The organism is Clostridium sp. Marseille-P3244 (genome assembly GCF_900120155.1).
Lineage (GTDB): Bacteria > Bacillota > Clostridia > Lachnospirales > Lachnospiraceae > Mediterraneibacter.
Map to the genome: position 1 here is coordinate 1872081 of NZ_LT635549.1, position 18783 is coordinate 1890863.

Annotated in this window: 19 protein-coding genes; 17 read left to right on the top strand and 2 right to left on the bottom strand. The window is 49.6% G+C overall.

Features of this window, described 5'->3' with window-relative positions; genetic code table 11:
* Positions 1–164 precede the first annotated feature (164 nt).
* The 3 genes from BQ7367_RS10690 to BQ7367_RS10700 are packed head-to-tail and all read left to right on the top strand — an operon-like array spanning position 165 to position 3439.
* Positions 165–1163 (top strand): substrate-binding domain-containing protein, encoded by a 999-nt coding sequence (locus BQ7367_RS10690; protein WP_072525422.1) that lies wholly within the window; start codon positions 165–167, stop codon positions 1161–1163.
* A 13-nt stretch (positions 1164–1176) separates the two neighbouring features.
* Positions 1177–2940 (top strand): alpha-amylase family glycosyl hydrolase, encoded by a 1764-nt coding sequence (locus tag BQ7367_RS10695; protein ID WP_072526184.1) that lies wholly within the window; start codon positions 1177–1179, stop codon positions 2938–2940.
* Positions 2900–3439: a DUF5662 family protein gene (locus tag BQ7367_RS10700; protein ID WP_072525423.1), complete on the top strand. Its 540-nt coding sequence runs from the start codon at positions 2900–2902 to the stop codon at positions 3437–3439. Before BQ7367_RS10695 ends, BQ7367_RS10700 begins: the two co-directional genes overlap by 41 nt.
* 68 nt (positions 3440–3507) lie before the next feature.
* Here BQ7367_RS10700 and BQ7367_RS10705 read toward each other — a convergent pair whose 3' ends face one another.
* Complete coding sequence (locus BQ7367_RS10705) at positions 3508–3987, bottom strand: S-ribosylhomocysteine lyase (RefSeq protein ID WP_072525424.1); 480 nt, start codon at positions 3985–3987, stop codon at positions 3508–3510.
* A gap of 157 nt (positions 3988–4144) precedes the next feature.
* On the opposite strand from BQ7367_RS10705, the gene BQ7367_RS10710 reads away from it, so the two are divergent.
* The 6 genes from BQ7367_RS10710 to BQ7367_RS10735 all read left to right on the top strand — a co-directional run bounded on the left by BQ7367_RS10710 (position 4145) and on the right by BQ7367_RS10735 (position 9685).
* On the top strand, positions 4145–4789 hold the full coding sequence (locus tag BQ7367_RS10710) for a histidine phosphatase family protein (protein WP_072525425.1): 645 nt from the start codon (positions 4145–4147) through the stop codon (positions 4787–4789).
* Between the two features lie 286 nt (positions 4790–5075).
* Positions 5076–6179, top strand: coding sequence for a recombinase RecA (gene recA / locus BQ7367_RS10715; RefSeq protein WP_072525426.1), 1104 nt, complete (start codon positions 5076–5078; stop codon positions 6177–6179).
* Positions 6180–6181: 2 nt separating this feature from the next.
* A complete protein-coding gene (locus tag BQ7367_RS10720) occupies positions 6182–6808 on the top strand; it encodes a regulatory protein RecX (RefSeq protein ID WP_072525427.1) in 627 nt (208 codons plus the stop codon).
* An 81-nt stretch (positions 6809–6889) separates the two neighbouring features.
* Positions 6890–8449: a ribonuclease Y gene (gene rny / locus BQ7367_RS10725; RefSeq protein WP_072525428.1), complete on the top strand. Its 1560-nt coding sequence runs from the start codon at positions 6890–6892 to the stop codon at positions 8447–8449.
* Positions 8450–8549: 100 nt separating this feature from the next.
* Positions 8550–9089, top strand: a complete 540-nt coding sequence (locus BQ7367_RS10730) for an NUDIX hydrolase (RefSeq protein ID WP_072525429.1) — start codon at positions 8550–8552, stop codon at positions 9087–9089.
* A gap of 56 nt (positions 9090–9145) precedes the next feature.
* On the top strand, positions 9146–9685 hold the full coding sequence (locus tag BQ7367_RS10735; RefSeq protein ID WP_072525430.1) for a stage II sporulation protein M: 540 nt from the start codon (positions 9146–9148) through the stop codon (positions 9683–9685).
* Here BQ7367_RS10735 and BQ7367_RS10740 read toward each other — a convergent pair.
* Positions 9675–11027: a putative polysaccharide biosynthesis protein gene (locus BQ7367_RS10740; RefSeq protein ID WP_072525431.1), complete on the bottom strand. Its 1353-nt coding sequence runs from the start codon at positions 11025–11027 to the stop codon at positions 9675–9677. The genes BQ7367_RS10735 and BQ7367_RS10740 overlap by 11 nt on opposite strands.
* Before the next feature lie 161 nt (positions 11028–11188).
* Here BQ7367_RS10740 and BQ7367_RS10745 point away from each other — a divergent pair, with 161 nt between their 5' ends.
* From BQ7367_RS10745 to tpiA, 8 genes are all read left to right on the top strand, one after another.
* Positions 11189–11644 (top strand): RrF2 family transcriptional regulator, encoded by a 456-nt coding sequence (locus tag BQ7367_RS10745; protein WP_072525432.1) that lies wholly within the window; start codon positions 11189–11191, stop codon positions 11642–11644.
* An 18-nt stretch (positions 11645–11662) separates the two neighbouring features.
* Positions 11663–12847, top strand: a complete 1185-nt coding sequence (nifS, locus tag BQ7367_RS10750; RefSeq protein ID WP_072525433.1) for a cysteine desulfurase NifS — start codon at positions 11663–11665, stop codon at positions 12845–12847.
* A gap of 19 nt (positions 12848–12866) precedes the next feature.
* Complete coding sequence (nifU, locus tag BQ7367_RS10755) at positions 12867–13310, top strand: Fe-S cluster assembly scaffold protein NifU (protein WP_072525434.1); 444 nt, start codon at positions 12867–12869, stop codon at positions 13308–13310.
* Positions 13310–14392, top strand: coding sequence for a tRNA 2-thiouridine(34) synthase MnmA (gene mnmA, locus BQ7367_RS10760; protein WP_072525435.1), 1083 nt, complete (start codon positions 13310–13312; stop codon positions 14390–14392). Before nifU ends, mnmA begins: the two co-directional genes overlap by 1 nt.
* Positions 14389–15213, top strand: a complete 825-nt coding sequence (locus BQ7367_RS10765) for a histidinol-phosphatase HisJ family protein (RefSeq protein WP_072525436.1) — start codon at positions 14389–14391, stop codon at positions 15211–15213. Before mnmA ends, BQ7367_RS10765 begins: the two co-directional genes overlap by 4 nt.
* Before the next feature lie 188 nt (positions 15214–15401).
* Entirely contained in the window at positions 15402–16421 is a 1020-nt protein-coding gene (gene gap, locus BQ7367_RS10770; protein ID WP_072525437.1) for a type I glyceraldehyde-3-phosphate dehydrogenase, read from the top strand.
* A 164-nt stretch (positions 16422–16585) separates the two neighbouring features.
* Entirely contained in the window at positions 16586–17785 is a 1200-nt protein-coding gene (locus BQ7367_RS10775; protein ID WP_072525438.1) for a phosphoglycerate kinase, read from the top strand.
* Between the two features lie 175 nt (positions 17786–17960).
* Positions 17961–18710, top strand: a complete 750-nt coding sequence (gene tpiA / locus BQ7367_RS10780; protein WP_072525439.1) for a triose-phosphate isomerase — start codon at positions 17961–17963, stop codon at positions 18708–18710.
* Positions 18711–18783: the final 73 nt, after the last annotated feature.

The window sequence follows — 18783 nt, forward strand, 5'->3', positions numbered from 1 at the left end:
CCTCATAAATGTAATAAATTGTAATAACCTGTATCCTGATGGTATCAGAAAGAAACCGAAAAAGCAAGATGAAACTATCCCGGCAATCTATTGACATTCCTATGAAACAAGTTAGAATGGAAGAGTGGGAAACATCGGAATAATACGGTAAAGGGGTATTTTTGATGAAGAAGACGATGCTCAGGCTTCTGCCTCTTGCAGTGTTTGCGGCAGTGTTTATGGCCGGATGCAAAAAAAATGTGGGAACGCCTGAGGATAATCCGGTAATAGAAGAGCCGACGGAGGAAGAATTGGAACAGGAGGAAAAGACGGACAATCTGTTCGGGTTTACCTGCCCGGATTTGACGGATCCGTTTTATGATACTCTTAAGGAAGCGATCCGGACAGACCTGGAAGAGCAGGGAGGCAGGATTCTGGTAAAAGATGCAGCCCGGGATGCAGACAGTCAGGAAGAGCAGATACGGGAAATGATCGAAGAGGGGATAGACGGGGTTTTCCTCTGCCCGGTAGATCCAGAAAAGATAACGCCGTCCCTGGAGATGCTCAGAGAAGCTGAGATTCCTGTTATCAATCTGGAAACAGAGGTTGAAAACACAGATCTTATCGATGCTTTTATCGGATCCGACAACTATAACGCCGGCCGCGTGTGCGGAGAAGATCTGCTGGAACAGAGACCGGACGGAGGAAGGATCGTGATCGTTGAAAGGTCGGATTCCACCCCTTTGAATGAGAGGATCACAGGGTTTGAAGAGGCAATTACAAACAAAGGGTTTGAAGTAGTAAAACGAATCACGGCGGATGAACAATGTGAAAATGTAAAGGCAAAGATGCAGATACTTCTTTCGGAAGGAGAAGAGTTTGACGCGGTTATGTGCGGCAGTGACCGTATGGCGGTAAAAGTGCTGGAAGCGCTGAACGGGGCATCCTGTAATCCTCTGGTTTACAGTGTAGACGGATCCCCGGAAATAAAACAGGCCCTGGCGGATCCGTTCAGCCCTATGGAGGGAGTGGGAGCGCGTTCGCCCATTAATATGGGTAAGACTGCGGTAAAAGCAGCTTTGGCCTTACTGGACGGCGGTGTTTATGAGAAAGAGTCTTACATAGAAACATTTTTTATCAACAAGGACAATGTTGAGATGTATGGAACGGACGGCTGGCAATGAGAAAGGACAGAAAATGAAGAAAGTGACAGGATGCCCGCAGCCTTTTGGGGCGGCAGTTAACGGGGGGAAAATTAATTTTGCGGTTCAGGTATCTGCAGGGAAAACCTGTGATCTTCTGCTTTATAAAAAAGGGGAAGACCAGCCGGAAACGGTTTTCCCCTTGCCGGAAGAAGAAGGGATCGGAGAAGTCCGTTTTCTGGCAGTGGAGGGGATCGATCCCTCTCAATATGAATATAATTACAGGATAGACGGAAAGGTCTGTACGGATCCCTATGTCCGGGAGATTTCCGGCCGGGAGACTTTCGGCGTGAGAGGCGGGGCGAGGGAGCATCAGATCCGGGGAAAACTGATGTCTTCTTACTATGACTGGGAGGGGGATAAAAGACTACATCTTCCCTGGAATGAAGTAGTGGCCTACAGCCTGCATGTGAGAGGATTTACAAAACACAGCTCTTCAAAAGTCCGCCACAGGGGGACCTATCTCGGGCTCATAGAAAAACTTCCTTATTTGAAGGAGCTTGGGATCAATCAGATTCAGTGTATGCCGGTCTATGAATTTGATGAATGCGCGAAGGCAAAGATTAATTACTGGGGATATGGACCGGCTCTTTATTTTGCGCCCAAATCTTCCTACGCGGCGGGAGCTTCCGCGGTAACTGAGCTGAAGGATATGGTGAAGGCCTGTCACCGGGAAGGAATCGAAGTTGTACTGGAGATGCCATTTACAGAGGGAATACAGGCTCATACTGTAATGGAATGTCTCCGGTTTTATATGATGGAATACCATGTGGATGGATTTGTAGTCAATCCATATATTGTCTCATGGGATATGCTCCGGGAAGATCCTCTGTTAAAAGATATCAAGCTGCTCCGGAAAGACGACGCGTTCCAGAATATCATGCGCCGCTTTTTAAAGGGCGATGAGAATATGGTGAATGATGTCATCGGAGCTTTGAAACACAATTCGGCAGATGACGGAAAGTGCAACTATATGACAGGCCATACAGGGTTCACCCTGTGGGATCTTGTATCCTATGACTGCAGGCACAATGAGGCCAATGGAGAAAATAATATGGACGGGCCGGAGTATAATTACAGTTGGAATTGCGGAGCTGAAGGACCCAGCCGGAAACGGGCCGTGTTAAATCTGAGAAAAAACCAGGTCAGGAATGCTTTCCAGCTGCTGCTGACAGCTCAGGGGACACCCTGCCTTCTTGCCGGAGATGAGTTCTATAATACGCAGAAAGGCAATAATAATGTGTACTGTCAGGATAATGAGACCGGCTGGGTAGACTGGAGCAGGCTGAAGACAGATGATTCGCTCTTCCGCTATGTGAAAGCACTGATCCGTTTTCGGGAGGAACACCCGTGTCTGCGTCAGAAAGAAGAACTAAAAGGCCTGGACCGCACGGCATGCGGCATGCCGGACGTATCCTATCACGGCGAGAGTGCCTGGCAGGTTCAGTCAGAGGTGTCCAGCCGGCAGCTGGGCGTACTGTATTCCGGGTCCGGTGTGGAGGACGGTGAATGTTTCGTGGCGTACAATATGCACTGGCTGCCTCATATCTACGCGCTGCCGTCTCCGGGAAAGAACAGAGAATGGTATCTGGTGTCGGATACGGAAAAAGGAATTCTGAAAGCTCCCTGTCTTCTGGAAGATCAGAAGGCAGTCCGGGTGAAAGAACGCGGAATCTCTCTGCTTGTCAGCAGAGAAAAAGGATCAGACAGGAGAGAACATGAAAGCGATACAACATTTTCGGACGATCACCAGGCATAAACTGCTGGTCATGAAAGAATGCTTCCGGGTCGGACTCTATCGCCAGGGGCTTCTTCATGACCTGTCTAAATACAGTTTTACAGAATTTCGGATCGGATGCAGGTATTATCAGGGAAACCGGAGCCCCAATAACGCGGAGCGGGAGGAGCGGGGACTTTCAACAGCCTGGCTGCATCATAAAGGAAGAAACAGGCATCATTATGAGTATTGGATCGACTATAGCCTGGACGGCACCGGAAAGCTGGCGGGAATGAAAATGCCGGTCCGCTATGTCGTGGAAATGTTCCTGGACCGGATCGCGGCCAGTAAGGTATACAAGGGGGAAAAATATAAGGACAGCGATCCTCTTACATATTATCTGAACGGGAAAGCCGGGGAACTGATGCATCCGGATACACGGATCCTGTTAGAACAACTGCTGTATATGCTGGATGAGCAGGGAGAGGAAAAGACATATCAGTATATCCGGCAGAAGGTCCTGAAAAAGAAGAGACGATGATCCACGGTCCGGCAGGTCCGGAGAAATCGGACCGCCGCCTGACCTCAGACATCTGGGAACGCTGACGTTTATTCCGGATATTGAAGCTGATCTTCCCGGATATGGATCAGCACATCTGAGAGAAATTTCTGTGCCAGATATCTGGCCATGGGCAGGTTCATATCCAGATAATTGCCGCAGTCGCGGGCAGACGCGCCGGGAATCACCCCGTCATAAGAAGCGATGAAGGAAAACATTTCCTGCATCAGGGGGACAATGTCAGAAGACGAGAAGTCTCCGGCCATAAGCAGGTAAAAACCGGTCCGGCATCCCATGGGGCCAAAGTAGAGTATCCGGTCTTGATATGTTTCGTGATTCCTCAGGAAAGTTGCCCCCAGATGCTCTATTGTATGGATCTCGGCAGTATTCATGACGGGTTCCTCGTTGGGGCTGGTCATACGGATATCAAATGTGGTTATGACCGCGCTGTCCACAGTATCCTTTCTGGAGACATAAATGCCGGGGACAAGGCGGATGTGATCCACGGTAAAGCTTGTGATCTTTTTCATAGTCTGCATAATTCCTTTCAGGAGTTCTTTTTTGTCTATTATATCCCTGTACGGGAAAAAGGACAAGGATAATCGGCATTGACGAAAGCGCTGACGGGCGGGTATACTTGGAGGAGCGGAAAATGATCCGTTCAAAGTGTGAGAGGAGACAGATATAATGATGTTATATATTGTACGCCACGGAGAGACCGGCTGGAACCGTATCAGCAGAGTGCAGGGCCACACGGATGTGCCTCTGAACGATCATGGCAGGCGCCTCGCCGAGGAAACGGCAGAGGGTATGAGAGATATTCCTCTGGATCTGGGTCTGACAAGTCCTCTGTCCAGAGCGAAAGAAACCGCGGAAATCATCCTGAGAGGGCGGAATATCCCTCTTCTGGAAGATGACCGGCTGATGGAGATCGGATTCGGGAGTTATGAGGGACTGATCCATGGAGGTGAGGACAGAGATCCCCGAAGCCCTCTGTTTGACCTGTTTTTTACGGATACATACAGATATGTTCCGCCGGAAGGAGCAGAGACTCTGGAACAGCTTTATGAGAGGACAGGAGATTTCCTTCGAGAGATGTGCCAAAGGAAGGATCTGGAAGGAAAAAATATTCTTGTATCCACCCACGGCGCTGCTATGACAGCAATGTTAAACCGTATCAAGAACAGGATGTATACCGGGAATTTCTGGCCGGGAAGCGTGCCGCCCAACTGTTCTGTCACGATGGTTGAAGTAAAAGAGGGCAGGATGGAGATCGTAAAAGAAGGAGAAATCTATTATAAGGAAAAAGTACAGAACCGGAAGTCCGTGTGATGTCTGTTTTCCAGATTTGATAAAGGCAGGATGAAAGAGCAAGGCAATGATTTCTTTCATCCTGTTGTTTTCTCTTTTTTGATGTGTTATGTTGATTTAGGGCATCTCAAAAATCTGTTTTATTATCATCCGGCATTTCATGACATATCCAAAGAAAAGTCCGTTTTAACGTACATGTAAAAATGTATAATCAAAAAGTAAAAATGTTGTTGACATTTTACAAACGATATAATACTATATTAACAGATACGAACAACTGTTCGATATTGAGAAGGAGAATGGAATTATGGCAGGAAATGACGAAAAGAAAAAGGCATTGGATGCGGCAATCGCCAAGCTCGAGAAAGATTTTGGGAAAGGCACGGTTATGAAACTCGGTGAATCAGGCGCTCACGTTGCGGTAGAGACTGTTCCTACAGGATGTCTGAGCCTTGATCTTGCGTTGGGCCTGGGCGGTATCCCCAAGGGGCGTGTTATAGAAATATATGGACCGGAGTCCAGCGGTAAGACAACGGTGGCGCTCCATATGATTGCGGAAGTTCAGAAACGGGGCGGGATCGCAGGTTTTATTGACGCGGAGCATGCGATGGATCCGGTTTATGCGAAAAATATCGGGGTAGATATTGATGAACTTTATATTTCCCAGCCCGACAGCGGGGATCAGGCGCTGGAGATCGCCGAGACGATGGCGCGTTCCGGTGCTATTGATATTATTGTTATCGACTCAGTGGCGGCTCTTGTGCCGAAACAGGAGATCGAAGGGGATATGGGGGACAGTCATGTGGGGCTTCAGGCAAGGCTTATGTCTCAGGCTTTGCGGAAACTGACGCCGGTGATCAGCAAGTCTGACTGTGTGGTTATTTTTATCAATCAGCTCCGCGAGAAAGTGGGAGTAATGTTTGGCAATCCGGAGACGACAACCGGGGGGCGTGCGCTGAAGTTTTACGCGTCGGTGCGTATGGATGTAAGAAGGATAGAAACACTCAAACAAAGCGGAGAGATGGTAGGAAACCGGACCCGTATCAAGATCGTGAAGAACAAGATCGCGCCGCCATTCAAGGAGGCAGAATTTGACATCATGTTTGGAAAAGGCATTTCAAAGGCGGGAGATATCCTGGATCTTGCTGCCGGGATTGATCTGATCAGAAAGAGCGGGGCATGGTATGCCTACGAGGGAGAAAAGATCGGACAGGGCAGGGAGAACGCGAAGGCATATCTGGAAGATCATCCCGAACTGATGGAGGAACTGGACCGGAAAGTGCGTGAACATTACCATCTTACCGGTGGAGAGAAAGAGGATGTACAGGACAGCGGGTCAAAAAGCCCGGCGGCCGGTTCAGAGAAGGGCTCGGCAGCAGATACAGGTCTTTCCGGTAAAGGCGGGAAATAAAAGTGAATGTCACAAAGATAGAACAGGTTACCAGAACGAAATTCAAAGTGTATCTGGACGGAGCGTTTGCTTTTGTGCTCTACAAAGGGGAGCTGTCCCGGTTCGGGGTCTGTGAAGGCCGTGAGCTTCCGGACGATGTGGCAGAGAAGATCCGGCGGGAGGTTATATTAAAAAGAGCGAAATTGCGGGCTATGCATCTGTTGGAGGATATGGACCGTACTGAGGCGGGACTGAGAGAAAAACTCAGGCACAGCCTCTATCCGGAGGAAGCTGTAAACGCGGCCGTAGAGTATGTCAGGTCTTTCGGATATCTGGATGATGCCCGTTACGCGGAGAATTTTATCAGGAGCAGGCAGAAAAAGAAGAGCAGCAGAGAGATCCGGGCGGCGCTTTTGCAAAAGGGACTGACCTGTGAACAGATTGACCGGGCATTTGAGGCCTGCCGCGAAGGAGAAGATGAACATGCCGCGGAGCGGTCCGCGATCCGCGCTGTTCTGGAGAAAAAGAGGTTTGATCCTGCCGGGACTGATGAGGCGGAGATGAGAAAGATATATGGATATCTGGCCCGGAAGGGGTTCGGTTATGATACAGTCCGTCAAGTAATACAAAACTATGATGAGAATGCTTGACATTGTTGTGAAAACAGTATAAAATTTAACTGTTGTATTTAAATATTATGTACAATGAAAATTAAATAAGGAGGTGCTCCTGTGCAATTAAGTTTAGGCTTATGTATAGTAATTGCCGTAGCCCTCGCGTTGATAGTTGGGATCATTTCTCATTTTGTGACGGTTTCCAATCTGAAGAAAAATGCTCAGAGCAAGATCGGAAATGCCGAGGCAAAAGCAAGAGAGATCATCGACGATGCTGTGAAAACTGCTGAGACAACGAAAAAGGAAGCTCTTTTGGAAGTTAAGGAAGAGTCTATCAAGACAAAGAATGATCTTGAGAAAGAGACAAAGGAAAGAAGAGCGGAATTGCAGCGCTATGAAAAAAGAGTGCTTGCAAAAGAAGAAGCAGTGGATAAGCGGTCTGACATTCTGGAACACAGGGAGTCAAAGCTTACAGCAAAGGAAGAACAACTTCGCCAGCGTGAGGCCAGAGCAGAAGAACTGAGTCAGAAACGTGTACAGGAACTGGAACGAATCTCAGGACTTACCTCCGAACAGGCAAAAGAATATCTGTTGAAAACTGTTGAAGAAGATGTAAAGCATGACACTGCGAAAATGATCAGGGAGCTGGAGGCGCAGGCGAAAGAGGAAGCGGACAAGAAAGCGAAAGAATATGTTGTCAACGCGATCCAGAGATGCGCGGCTGATCATGTCGCGGAGACAACGATCTCCGTTGTACAGCTTCCCAGCGATGAAATGAAAGGACGTATCATTGGACGTGAGGGAAGGAATATCCGGACACTTGAGACGTTGACAGGAGTAGAACTGATCATCGACGATACTCCGGAAGCGGTCGTTCTGTCCGGGTTTGATCCGATCCGGCGGGAAGTCGCGAGGATCGCTCTCGAGAGGCTGATCGTGGATGGCAGGATCCATCCGGCCAGAATCGAGGAGATGGTGGAGAAAGCTCAGAAGGAAGTAGATGCCATGATCCGTGAAGAAGGAGAGGCAGCCGCGCTGGAGGTCGGTGTGCCCGGCATCCATCCGGAACTGATCCGGCTTCTGGGCCGCATGAAATTCAGAACAAGCTACGGACAGAATGCACTGAAGCATTCCATTGAAGTAGCACAGCTTGCAGGTCTCCTTGCAGGGGAGATCGGCATTGACGTCAGGATGGCCAAGCGTGCAGGTCTTCTGCATGATATCGGCAAGTCGATCGATCATGATGTGGAGGGATCCCATATCCAGATCGGGGTAGATCTGTGCAGAAAATATAAAGAGTCTGCAACCGTCATCAATGCTGTAGAAGCACATCATGGTGATGTGGAGCCGCAGACACTGGTAGCCTGTGTTGTCCAGGCTGCGGATACGATCTCGGCTGCGCGGCCGGGAGCAAGACGCGAGACCATCGAAACATATACAAACAGATTGAAACAGTTAGAAGAGATTACCAACCAGTTTAAAGGTGTGGAAAAGTCTTTTGCCATTCAGGCAGGAAGAGAGATTCGTGTTATGGTAGTTCCAGAGCAGGTATCTGATGATGATATGGTGCTTATGGCCAGGGATATTGCGAAACAGATCGAGTTCGAACTGGAATATCCGGGACAGATTAAGGTAAATGTAATCCGTGAATCACGGGCGACAGATTACGCGAAATAGCAATGGATCACTAGAAACAGAGAAAAAGGTCAGCCCTTGTCGTAAGACGAGGGCTTTCTTTTTTAGAAGATCAGGATGGGGTATGAAGGAGGAAAATAAAATGAGCGAGAAGATCAGGCGTCTGAAAAGAGAACTGAAATTTAAAGGACAGATTGTTGATTTCTATCAGGATACCATGGAGATCAACGGCGATCACACAGCTGTGTGGGATTTTATAAAACATAGAGGAGCCGCTGCCGTAGTGCCGGTCAGAGAAGACGGAAAGATCCTGATGGTACGGCAGTACAGAAATGCGCTGGAACGATATACTCTGGAGATTCCCGCGGGGGCGCTGGATGCGGAAGATGAGCAGGGAAGAGTCTGCGCGGCCAGAGAGCTGGAGGAAGAGACAGGGTTCAAAAGTCAGGATCTGGACTGGCTTATTACCCTGAGAACAACGGTGGCATTCTGTAATGAGCGGATAGAGGTATATGTGGCGAGAAATCTGATCCCGGCGGAACAACATCTGGATGAAGATGAATTTATTGATCTGAAGGCGTATTCGATTGATGAACTGAAAGAAAAGATCTTTTCGGGCGAGATCGAAGACGCTAAGACGACGGCAGCCCTTATGGCATACGCAGTAAAATACGGAGCATAAATGAACAGCCCCGGCATATAATGAAATATCCATCAGGAATGATTTGAGGAGACGCCATGAAGATATTTCATTCGAGAAAACAGTTCCTTGTTTTTTTCATGCCGGGGTTTCTGCTCGGCATTATTTATGTGAATTTTTTCGCCCGCAAGTATGTGGCTGAGCCCGGGATTTTCAGCGATTATTTTCTAAATCAGTTTCAGAAAGTCCAGGTAGATGCCAGGGAGTATATCTGGTATCTTCTACGGGTGCGGGCGCTTCCTCTGTTTGCCCTTGCAGGGCTTTCCTTTACAAAAGCAAGGAAAATATCGGCCGTGCTGTTTTTAATCTGGACGGGCATATCCGGGGGGATTTTTATATCCATGGGTGTTCTGAATATGGGAATCAGAGGGAGCCTGTTGTGTATGATCGGGCTGCTTCCGCAATTCTTGTTTTATATTCCTGCGTATCTGGTGCTGCTCTGGCACTGCTATACACTCCCGCAAAGCCAGTGGAACCGGCAGAAAATAATATTTGTATCCCTGATGATGTCGGTAGGGATCCTGCTGGAACTGTATGTAAATCCGGTGATCGTAAAAGCGTTTCTGTCTACATTGTAATCTTGTCGGGGCCGCCTGTCAGAGCAGCCCCGAGTTTCTTCCCGCGCAGAAGGACCAGGACTGCCAGACCGGATACGATGAACTGGCTTACCAACAGTCCCCATAGATAGCCCCGGATACCAAATCTGGGAATCGCGATGAAGACACCCGCGATCCGGATGAGAAGTCCGGAAGTATTGATGAAAAACGTGGCTGAAGTTTTTCCGAGTCCGTTGATCGCGCTGGTCAGAGCTGTGTTGGTATACAGAAACGGACAGATCCAGGCAAGCGTAAGAATAAAGTCTCCGGCGGAATTGCTGTGGAACAGGATCGTTCCGATCCATCGCCCGAATATCAGAAAGAACAGACAGCAGGAAAGACCCAGAATGAGGCAGCTGCCGACCGCTTTTTTCAGGAGCCGGGCCATAGCGGGACGATCCTCTGAAGCCTGCGCGGCAGAGACGGCCGGCATGAGTACGGTTCCTACAGAATTTGTTATGGCAGAAGGAAAAAGGATACAGGGCAGTGCCATGCCTGTCAGAACTCCATACAGGCTGAGGGCCTGACTGCTGTCTAGGCCATAAAGTTTCAGACAGGCCGGGATTGAAGCTGCTTCCACACTTTGCAGAAGGGTGACTGCGGTCCGGTTTGCCGTCAGGGGCAGGGAAAGCCGGAAAAGTTCCCGCGTATTTCGGGAGAACCCGTCAATATGAAGGCGCCGCGGAAACAGCCTGCGCCGGGACAGTATGCAAAGAGAGAACATGGCCGTGATCAGCTCGCCTGCCACGATGCCGGCAGCGGCAAGCGCGATAGACGGTGTGTATCCGCTTTTCTGTGTGCAGAAGAAAAATAAAAGAACAAACAGGATCCTCGCGGACTGCTCGATAAGCTGGCTGATCGCAGGAAGCTCGGTCTTTTGCAGTCCGAAGCTGTAGCCGCAGATACAGCTGTGTGCCGCCGCAAATGGAAGAGCATAAGAGATGATAAGGAGCATTTCCGTACACCGTGCGTCTCCGAGAAATGACCGGGCAATGGCGGAAGCATTGTTCTGTATTATAAGTATCTCTGTAATAGAGAGTGTCAGAGTGAGGCAGAGAGCCAGAATAAGAATGTTCCTTGCCTCTTCTTTTCTGCCCAGAGAAACCTTTTCGGCAACCATGCGGGATACCGCTGTCTGGATTCCCGCAGTGCTCAGAGAAAGGCAGAGAGCGTATACCGGGAAGATCAGCTGATAAAGCCCTACATTTTCTTCACCAAACGCGTGACTTAAAAAAATGCGGAAAAAGAACCCCATGACCCGGCTTAGCAGTCCCGCGAAAGTCAGGATCATGGCGCCCCGGAATAATTTATATTTTGCTGGCATACAGGATCACCTCAGAGCAGATATTCCGAAGAAATCTGCCGGCAGACTTTTTACAGCATATGTAAGATTCCGGCTTGACAGAACCGAAAAGGAGTGATATCCTACAGAAGGAAATCCTAGTAAAAGACTAGGGAATAAAATCAGACGGAGAAGGTGAGGTATTGAAACTTTCCACGAAAGGAAGATATGGCCTGCGGGCCCTGATCGATCTGGCCCGGTACAGCGGGGAAGCTCCGGTATCTACAGCTAGTATTTCCGAGCGGCAGGATATTTCTGAACGCTACCTTGAACAACTGATGTCTCTCCTGAAGAAAGCGGAGCTGGTCAAGAGCGTCAGAGGCGCGGGCGGAGGATATATGCTGGCGAAGGACATGGATCATATATCGGTGGGCGATGTGCTCCGGGCTCTTGAAGGCAGTCTGGATCCGGTAGAGTGTGCCGGCCTCGCTCCGGATGGAAACTGTCAGGTTTCGGACAGCTGTGTCACGAAGTATGTCTGGAAGCGGATCAATGACAGTATCAATCAGACTGTGGATGAGATCAGTCTCGGACAGCTGGTAGAGGAGAGCAGGAAGAAAAGCTGCGTGGCATTGGACCGGACAGCTTGTAAAAACTAATACAGGAGGACATATAACATGGAAAAACTGATTTATCTGGATAATGCGGCTACCACGAAGACAGCTCCTGAGGCTGTGGAAGCAATGCTGCCTTATTTTACAGAATATTATGGCAATCCGTCCAGTGTGTATGGATTTGCCGCTTCAAACAAGGAGACCATCACCAGACAGCGGGAGATCATCGCGCAGGTCCTGGGCGCCAGGGCCAACGAAATCTATTTCACAGCGGGCGGTACAGAAGCGGATAACTGGGCTCTTATTGCCACGGCGGAGGCGTACGGCGCAAAGGGGAAGCATATTATTACCAGCAGCATTGAACATCACGCTGTCCTTCATACCTGTGAGTATCTGGAAAAGAGAGGTTATGAGGTGACCTATCTGGATGTTGATGAAAATGGCCTTGTGGATCCGTCGGATGTAGAAGCGGCGATCCGGCCTGATACGATCCTCATATCCATCATGTTCGCAAATAATGAGATCGGGACGATCCAGCCGGTCAAAGAGATCGGAAAGATCGCTCATGAGCACGGAGTATTGTTCCATACAGACGCGGTGCAGGCTTTCGCCCAGGTGCCCATTGACGTGGATGAATGTGGGATCGATATGCTCAGCGCCAGCGGGCATAAACTGAACGGGCCCAAGGGGATCGGATTCCTTTATATCAGAAAAGGAGTTAAAATCCGTTCTTTCATCCATGGAGGAGCACAGGAGAGAAAACGGCGGGCGGGCACAGAGAATGTCCCCGGTATCGTGGGATTGGGGAAAGCGATAGAACTGGCAGCGGCATCCATGGAGGAACGGGCCGGGAAAGAGACCGGGCTTAGAGATTATCTGATCCAGCGTATCGAGAAGGAGATCCCATACTGCAGACTGAACGGTGACCGCGTCAGGCGTCTGCCCAATAATGTGAATTTCAGCTTTCAGTTTATCGAGGGAGAATCCCTTCTTATCATGCTGGATATGAAAGGAATCTGTGCTTCCAGCGGTTCGGCCTGTACATCCGGATCCCTGGATCCGTCCCATGTCCTGCTGGCTATCGGTCTGCCTCACGAGATCGCGCACGGATCGCTGCGCATGACACTGGGAGCTGACACGACGCGAGAAGATCTGGACTATACGGTGGACTGTCTGAAAGAGATCGTGGCACAACTGCGCGGCATGTCCCCGTTGTATGAGGATTTTATAAAGAAGCAGGAAAAATAAGAAAAGGAAGGTGACAGAAATGTATACAGAGAAAGTAATGGATCATTTTCAGCATCCGAGAAATGTAGGAGAAATCGAGAACGCAAGCGGAGTAGGGACCGTGGGCAATGCCAAATGCGGTGATATCATGAGGATCTACCTGGATATTGACGAAGATCAGATCATCCGTGATGTAAAATTTAAAACATTCGGATGCGGAGCCGCGGTGGCTACAAGCAGCATGGCAACTGAACTGGTAAAAGGAAAACATATCCAGGAGGCTATGCAGGTTACGAACAAGGCAGTCATGGAGGCTCTGGACGGGCTTCCGCCGGTAAAAGTTCACTGTTCTCTGCTTGCAGAAGAGGCGATCCACGCAGCTCTGTGGGATTATGCGGAAAAGAACGGAATCAAGATCGAAGGGCTGGAGAAACCGAAATCTGATATCCACGAGGGTGAGGAAGAGGAAGAAGAGGATTACTGATGGAGAGGGTTGTTGTAGGAATGTCCGGCGGCGTGGATTCCTCTGTGGCGGCATATCTGTTAAAAGAACAAGGGTATGACGTGATCGGGATCACAATGCAGATCTGGCAGGAAGAAGACAGCTGCGCTGTAGAAGAGAACGGTGGCTGCTGCGGACTGAGTGCCGTGGAGGATGCCCGGAGAGTGGCGGCCGCTCTTGATATCCCCTATTACGTAATGAATTTTAAAAAAGAGTTTCGAGAAAGCGTGATTGATTATTTCACAGAGGAATATCTGCGGGGCAGGACACCCAATCCCTGTATTGCCTGCAACAGATATGTGAAGTGGGAGGCGCTGCTGCACCGAAGCCTGGCGGTGGGGGCAGACTATATTGCCACAGGGCATTACGCAAGAGTGGAAAAGCTGGATAATGGAAGATATGCCCTGCGTCGTTGTGTTTCGGCGTCAAAAGACCAGACTTACGCCTTGTACAGTCTTACGCAGGAGCAGCTGAAAAGGACGCTTATGCCGGCGGGAGAATATACCAAGTCACAGATCCGGGCCATTGCCCGGGAAAAAGGACTTCCGGTTGCGGACAAGCCGGACAGCCAGGATATCTGTTTTGTGCCGGATGGAGATTATGCGGCATTTATAGAAGACACCGTGTGGAAGACGGCCGGGAAAAAGCTGCCGGATGGAAACTTTGTGACGCCTGACGGCCGTGTGCTGGGCAGGCATAAGGGGATCATTCACTATACGGTCGGTCAGCGAAAGGGACTGGGACTGGCACTGGGACACCCGGTATTTGTGCTGGAAATAAGGCCGGAGACGAATGAAGTGGTGATCGGTACCTACGAAGAGTCGCTGACGCATACGGTCCGCGCAAAACATCTCAGCTTTATGGCGGCAGAAGATCTCCCGGAGCCCAGACGGGTCTATGCGAAGATTCGGTACAATCACAAAGGAGCCTGGTGTATGGCCGAAAAGACAGGACCAGATGAGATTGTCTGTCATTTTGAAGAACCGCTAAGAGCGGTCACGCCGGGACAGGCTCTTGTGCTCTACGACGGAGAGTACGTACTGGGAGGAGGGACTATCGTATGATACGGACAGATACCCATATGCACACGGCATTTTCTACGGACAGCAGCGCCCCTGTGGAGAATATGCTGGACGCGGCGATAGAAAAAGGGCTGGAGTCAGTCTGTATCACGGACCACATGGACCTGGATTTTCCCCCTGAGGAGGGTGCCGGAGAAGGAGCGTTTCTGTTTGATGTGAAGCAGTATTTTGAAACCCTTCTTCCTCTGAAAGACAAATACCATGGAAAACTCGATATAAAGATCGGGATCGAGATCGGTCTTCAGTCCCATCTGGGGGACAGATACAGAGAGCTGGTCCGGGCCTGGCCTTTTGATTTTGTGATCGGGTCCGTGCATCTGGTCCGGGGAATGGATCCGTATTTTGGGAAACTGTTCCAGGGAAGGCCGGACGCGGATGCCTACAGGGAGGCTTTTGTGGAGACGCTTAAGTGCATAGAAGGGGTGGATGATTTTGATGTTCTGGGCCATCTGGATTATGTGGTGAGGTATGGAAAACATCAGGCCCGAGAATACTCTTACAGGGATTTTTCAGACGAGATCGACGCAGTGCTCAGAAAACTCATTACGGATGGAAAAGGGCTGGAGATGAACATGGCAGGAGTCAAGTATGGCCTGGGATTTCCCAATCCCCATCCGGATGTACTTAAGCGTTACCGGGAGCTGGGCGGAGAGATCATTACAGTGGGAGCGGACGCTCACAGACCGGAGCACGTAGGGTATGATTTCCAGCAGGCAGAACAGCTTCTGGAAGCGTGCGGATTCCGGTATTATACAGAATTTCGCGGGAGAAAGCCGTTTTTCCGGCGGATTGGCTCAGAATGATCCGGTACTTTGAGGAAAAGGACTCTGTGTGCCGCAACCATAAAATTACATTTAGGACTTGAATTTTTGTTCTTACTTTAGTACAATTATTCTAGTTGATGAATCCTTAACAATCTTGACATTGTAGGGATTCATTGTCATGACTGCAGAGCAGTCAAATATTTTTTAAATTCTTAGGAGGAATAATCATGGCAGTAAAAGTAGCGATCAATGGATTTGGACGTATCGGACGTCTTGCTTTCAGACAGATGTTTGGAGCAGAGGGATTTGAGATCGTGGCGATCAATGACCTGACATCCCCGAAGATGCTGGCTCACTTACTGAAATATGACTCAACACAGGGCAGATATGCGCTGGCTGACAAAGTTGAAGCAGGAGAGGATTCTATCATCGTTGACGGGAAAGAAATCAAAATCTATGCAAAGGCTGACGCTAAGGAGCTTCCGTGGGGAGAGATCGGCGTTGATGTAGTTCTGGAGTGTACAGGCTTCTATACATCCAAGGCAAAAGCTCAGGCTCATATCGATGCGGGCGCTAAGAAAGTTATCATCTCCGCTCCGGCAGGAAATGACCTTCCGACAATCGTTTATAATGTAAATCATGAGACTCTTACAAAGGATGACGACATTATTTCTGCTGCATCCTGTACAACTAACTGCCTCGCTCCGATGGCGAAGGCTCTGAATGACCTTGTACCGGTGAAATCCGGTATCATGTGTACAATCCATGCTTACACAGGCGACCAGATGACTCTGGACGGACCGCAGAGAAAAGGCGATCTGAGAAGATCACGTGCGGCAGCTGTGAACATCGTTCCGAACAGCACAGGCGCAGCTAAGGCAATCGGCCTTGTTATCCCGGAACTGAACGGCAAGCTGATCGGATCCGCTCAGCGTGTTCCGACTCCGACAGGTTCCACAACAATCCTGACAGCAGTTGTTGACGGAGAGGTTACAGTTGATCAGATCAACGCGGCTATGAAAGCGGCAGCGAACGAGTCTTACGGCTACAATGAGGATCAGATCGTATCCAGCGATATCGTTGGTATGACATATGGTTCCCTGTTCGACGCTACGCAGACAATGGCTCTTCCGGTTGGCGACGGCACAACAGAGGTTCAGGTTGTTTCATGGTATGACAATGAGAACTCCTACACAAGCCAGATGGTAAGAACAATCAAATATTTCGGAAAACTTCTTCAGGCTTAATCCGGAGAAAAAGGACAGGCATTGAAAGGTTGATTCCTGATAATTGACTCACAATGGGGTCCGGTCTTGACTGCAGGACCGGATCCTGTTTTTTTATCACAGAGGCGGGCTTACAGACCCGTCCGAATGAGAATCTCTTTAATAAAATTTGAGGAGGCATTTATATGGCAGCACTTAATAAAAAATCAGTAGATGATATCAATGTAAAGGGAAAAAGAGTTCTTGTAAGATGTGACTTCAACGTTCCGCTTATCGACGGAAAGATCACGGACGAGAACCGTATCGTGGCAGCTCTTCCGACGATCAAGAAACTGATCGCTGACGGCGGCAAGGTGATCCTCTGCTCACACCTGGGAAAACCAAAGGGAGAGCCAAAGCCGGAACTTTCCCTGGCACCGGTGGCAAAGAGACTTTCCGAGCTTCTCGGACAGGAAGTGAAGTTTGCGGCAGATCCGGAAGTGGTAGGCCCTAACGCGAAAGCGGCAGTGGCAGACATGAAGGACGGGGATGTTGTTCTTCTTGAGAATACACGCTACAGAGCGGAAGAGACAAAGAATGGTGAGGAGTTCTCCAAAGATCTGGCGTCTCTTTGCGATGTATTTGTAAATGACGCATTCGGTACAGCGCACAGAGCTCACTGCTCAAATGTGGGTGTTACAAAGTATGTTGACACTGCAGTTGTAGGATACCTGATGCAGAAAGAGATCGACTTCCTTGGAAACGCGGTCGAGAATCCGGAGAGACCGTTCGTGGCAATCCTGGGCGGATCCAAAGTTTCCAGCAAGATCTCCGTGATCAATAACCTCCTGGAGAAGGTAGACACCCTGATCATCGGCGGTGGAATGTGCTATACATTTACAAAAGCACAGGGTGGAAATGTAGGAAATTCTCTTCTTGAGGAAGATTATCTTCAGTATGCGCTTGATATGGTAGAGAAAGCAAAAGAAAAAGGCGTAAAACTTCTGCTTCCGGTTGACGCGGTGGCGGCAGACGCATTCTCTAACGACGCGAATACAAAAGTAGTGGCTCAGAATGAGATCCCGGACGGATGGATGGGACTTGATATCGGACCCGAGACAGCGAAGATGTATGCCGAGGAAGTAAAGTCCGCGAAGACAGTCGTATGGAACGGCCCGATGGGATGCTTTGAGATGCCGAAGTTCGCGGACGGCACAAAGACGGTTGCCGAGGCTCTGGCAAATACAGACGCTGTGACGATCATCGGCGGCGGAGATTCTGCGGCGGCAGTCAACCAGCTGGGATACGGCGACAAGATGACACATATCTCAACAGGCGGCGGCGCTTCTCTGGAGTTCCTTGAAGGAAAAGAACTTCCGGGCGTAGCGGCAGCCAACGATAAGTAAAAAGCTTAGCGAAGCCAAGCCGGCAGGCGCAGGGTGAGCTTAGCGTTTACTTAGTTCGCCGCACTTGGCGATGCATTATGCGAGCCTTAGTAAGGCGAACATACCCGGGCTTAGCGAAGCCAAGCCGTCAGGCGGAAAGCTTATCAGAATTATATAAATTTTAGGAGAAGAGAAAATGGCAAGAAAGAAAATTATCGCAGGTAACTGGAAGATGAACAAGACTCCCAGTGAGGCAGTGGCTCTTGTAGAGGAGTTAAAGCCGCTTGTGGCAAATGAAGAAGTTGACGTAGTGTTCTGTGTTCCGGCGATCGATATTGTTCCGGTGGCTGAGGCTGTCAAAGGGACAAATATCCAGGTGGGAGCCGAGAATATGTACTTTGAGGAGAGCGGTGCCTACACAGGCGAGATCGCTCCGAACATGCTTGTGGACGCAGGCGTGAAATATGTTGTTCTGGGACATTCTGAGAGAAGGGACTACTTTGGAGAGACAAATGAGGATGTGAACAAGAAAGTCCTGAAAGCTCTTGAGCATGGAATTACTCCGATCATGTGCTGTGGCGAGTCTCTGGAGCAGAGAGAGCAGGGCGTGACCATGGACTTTATCCGTCAGCAGGTAAAAGTCGGGCTTCAGAATGTGACAGCTGATCAGGCGAAGACGATGGTCATCGCCTACGAGCCGATCTGGGCGATCGGGACGGGCAAGACAGCTACCACAGAGCAGGCGGAGGAAGTATGCAAAGGCATCCGGGAATGCATCGCTGAGGTTTATGATCAGGCGACAGCTGACTCGATCCGCATCCAATACGGCGGATCCGTAAACGCAGGAAACGCGGCGGAACTGTTTGCTCAGCCCGATATTGACGGAGGCCTTGTAGGCGGGGCTTCCCTGAAAGCGGATTTCGGAAAGATCGTAAACTATAAATAACGGAAGGAAATTAAGAAGCTCAGCTGCAGCAGCTGAAAAGAAGATGCCCCGCGCGGATGGACCGCTCGGGGCA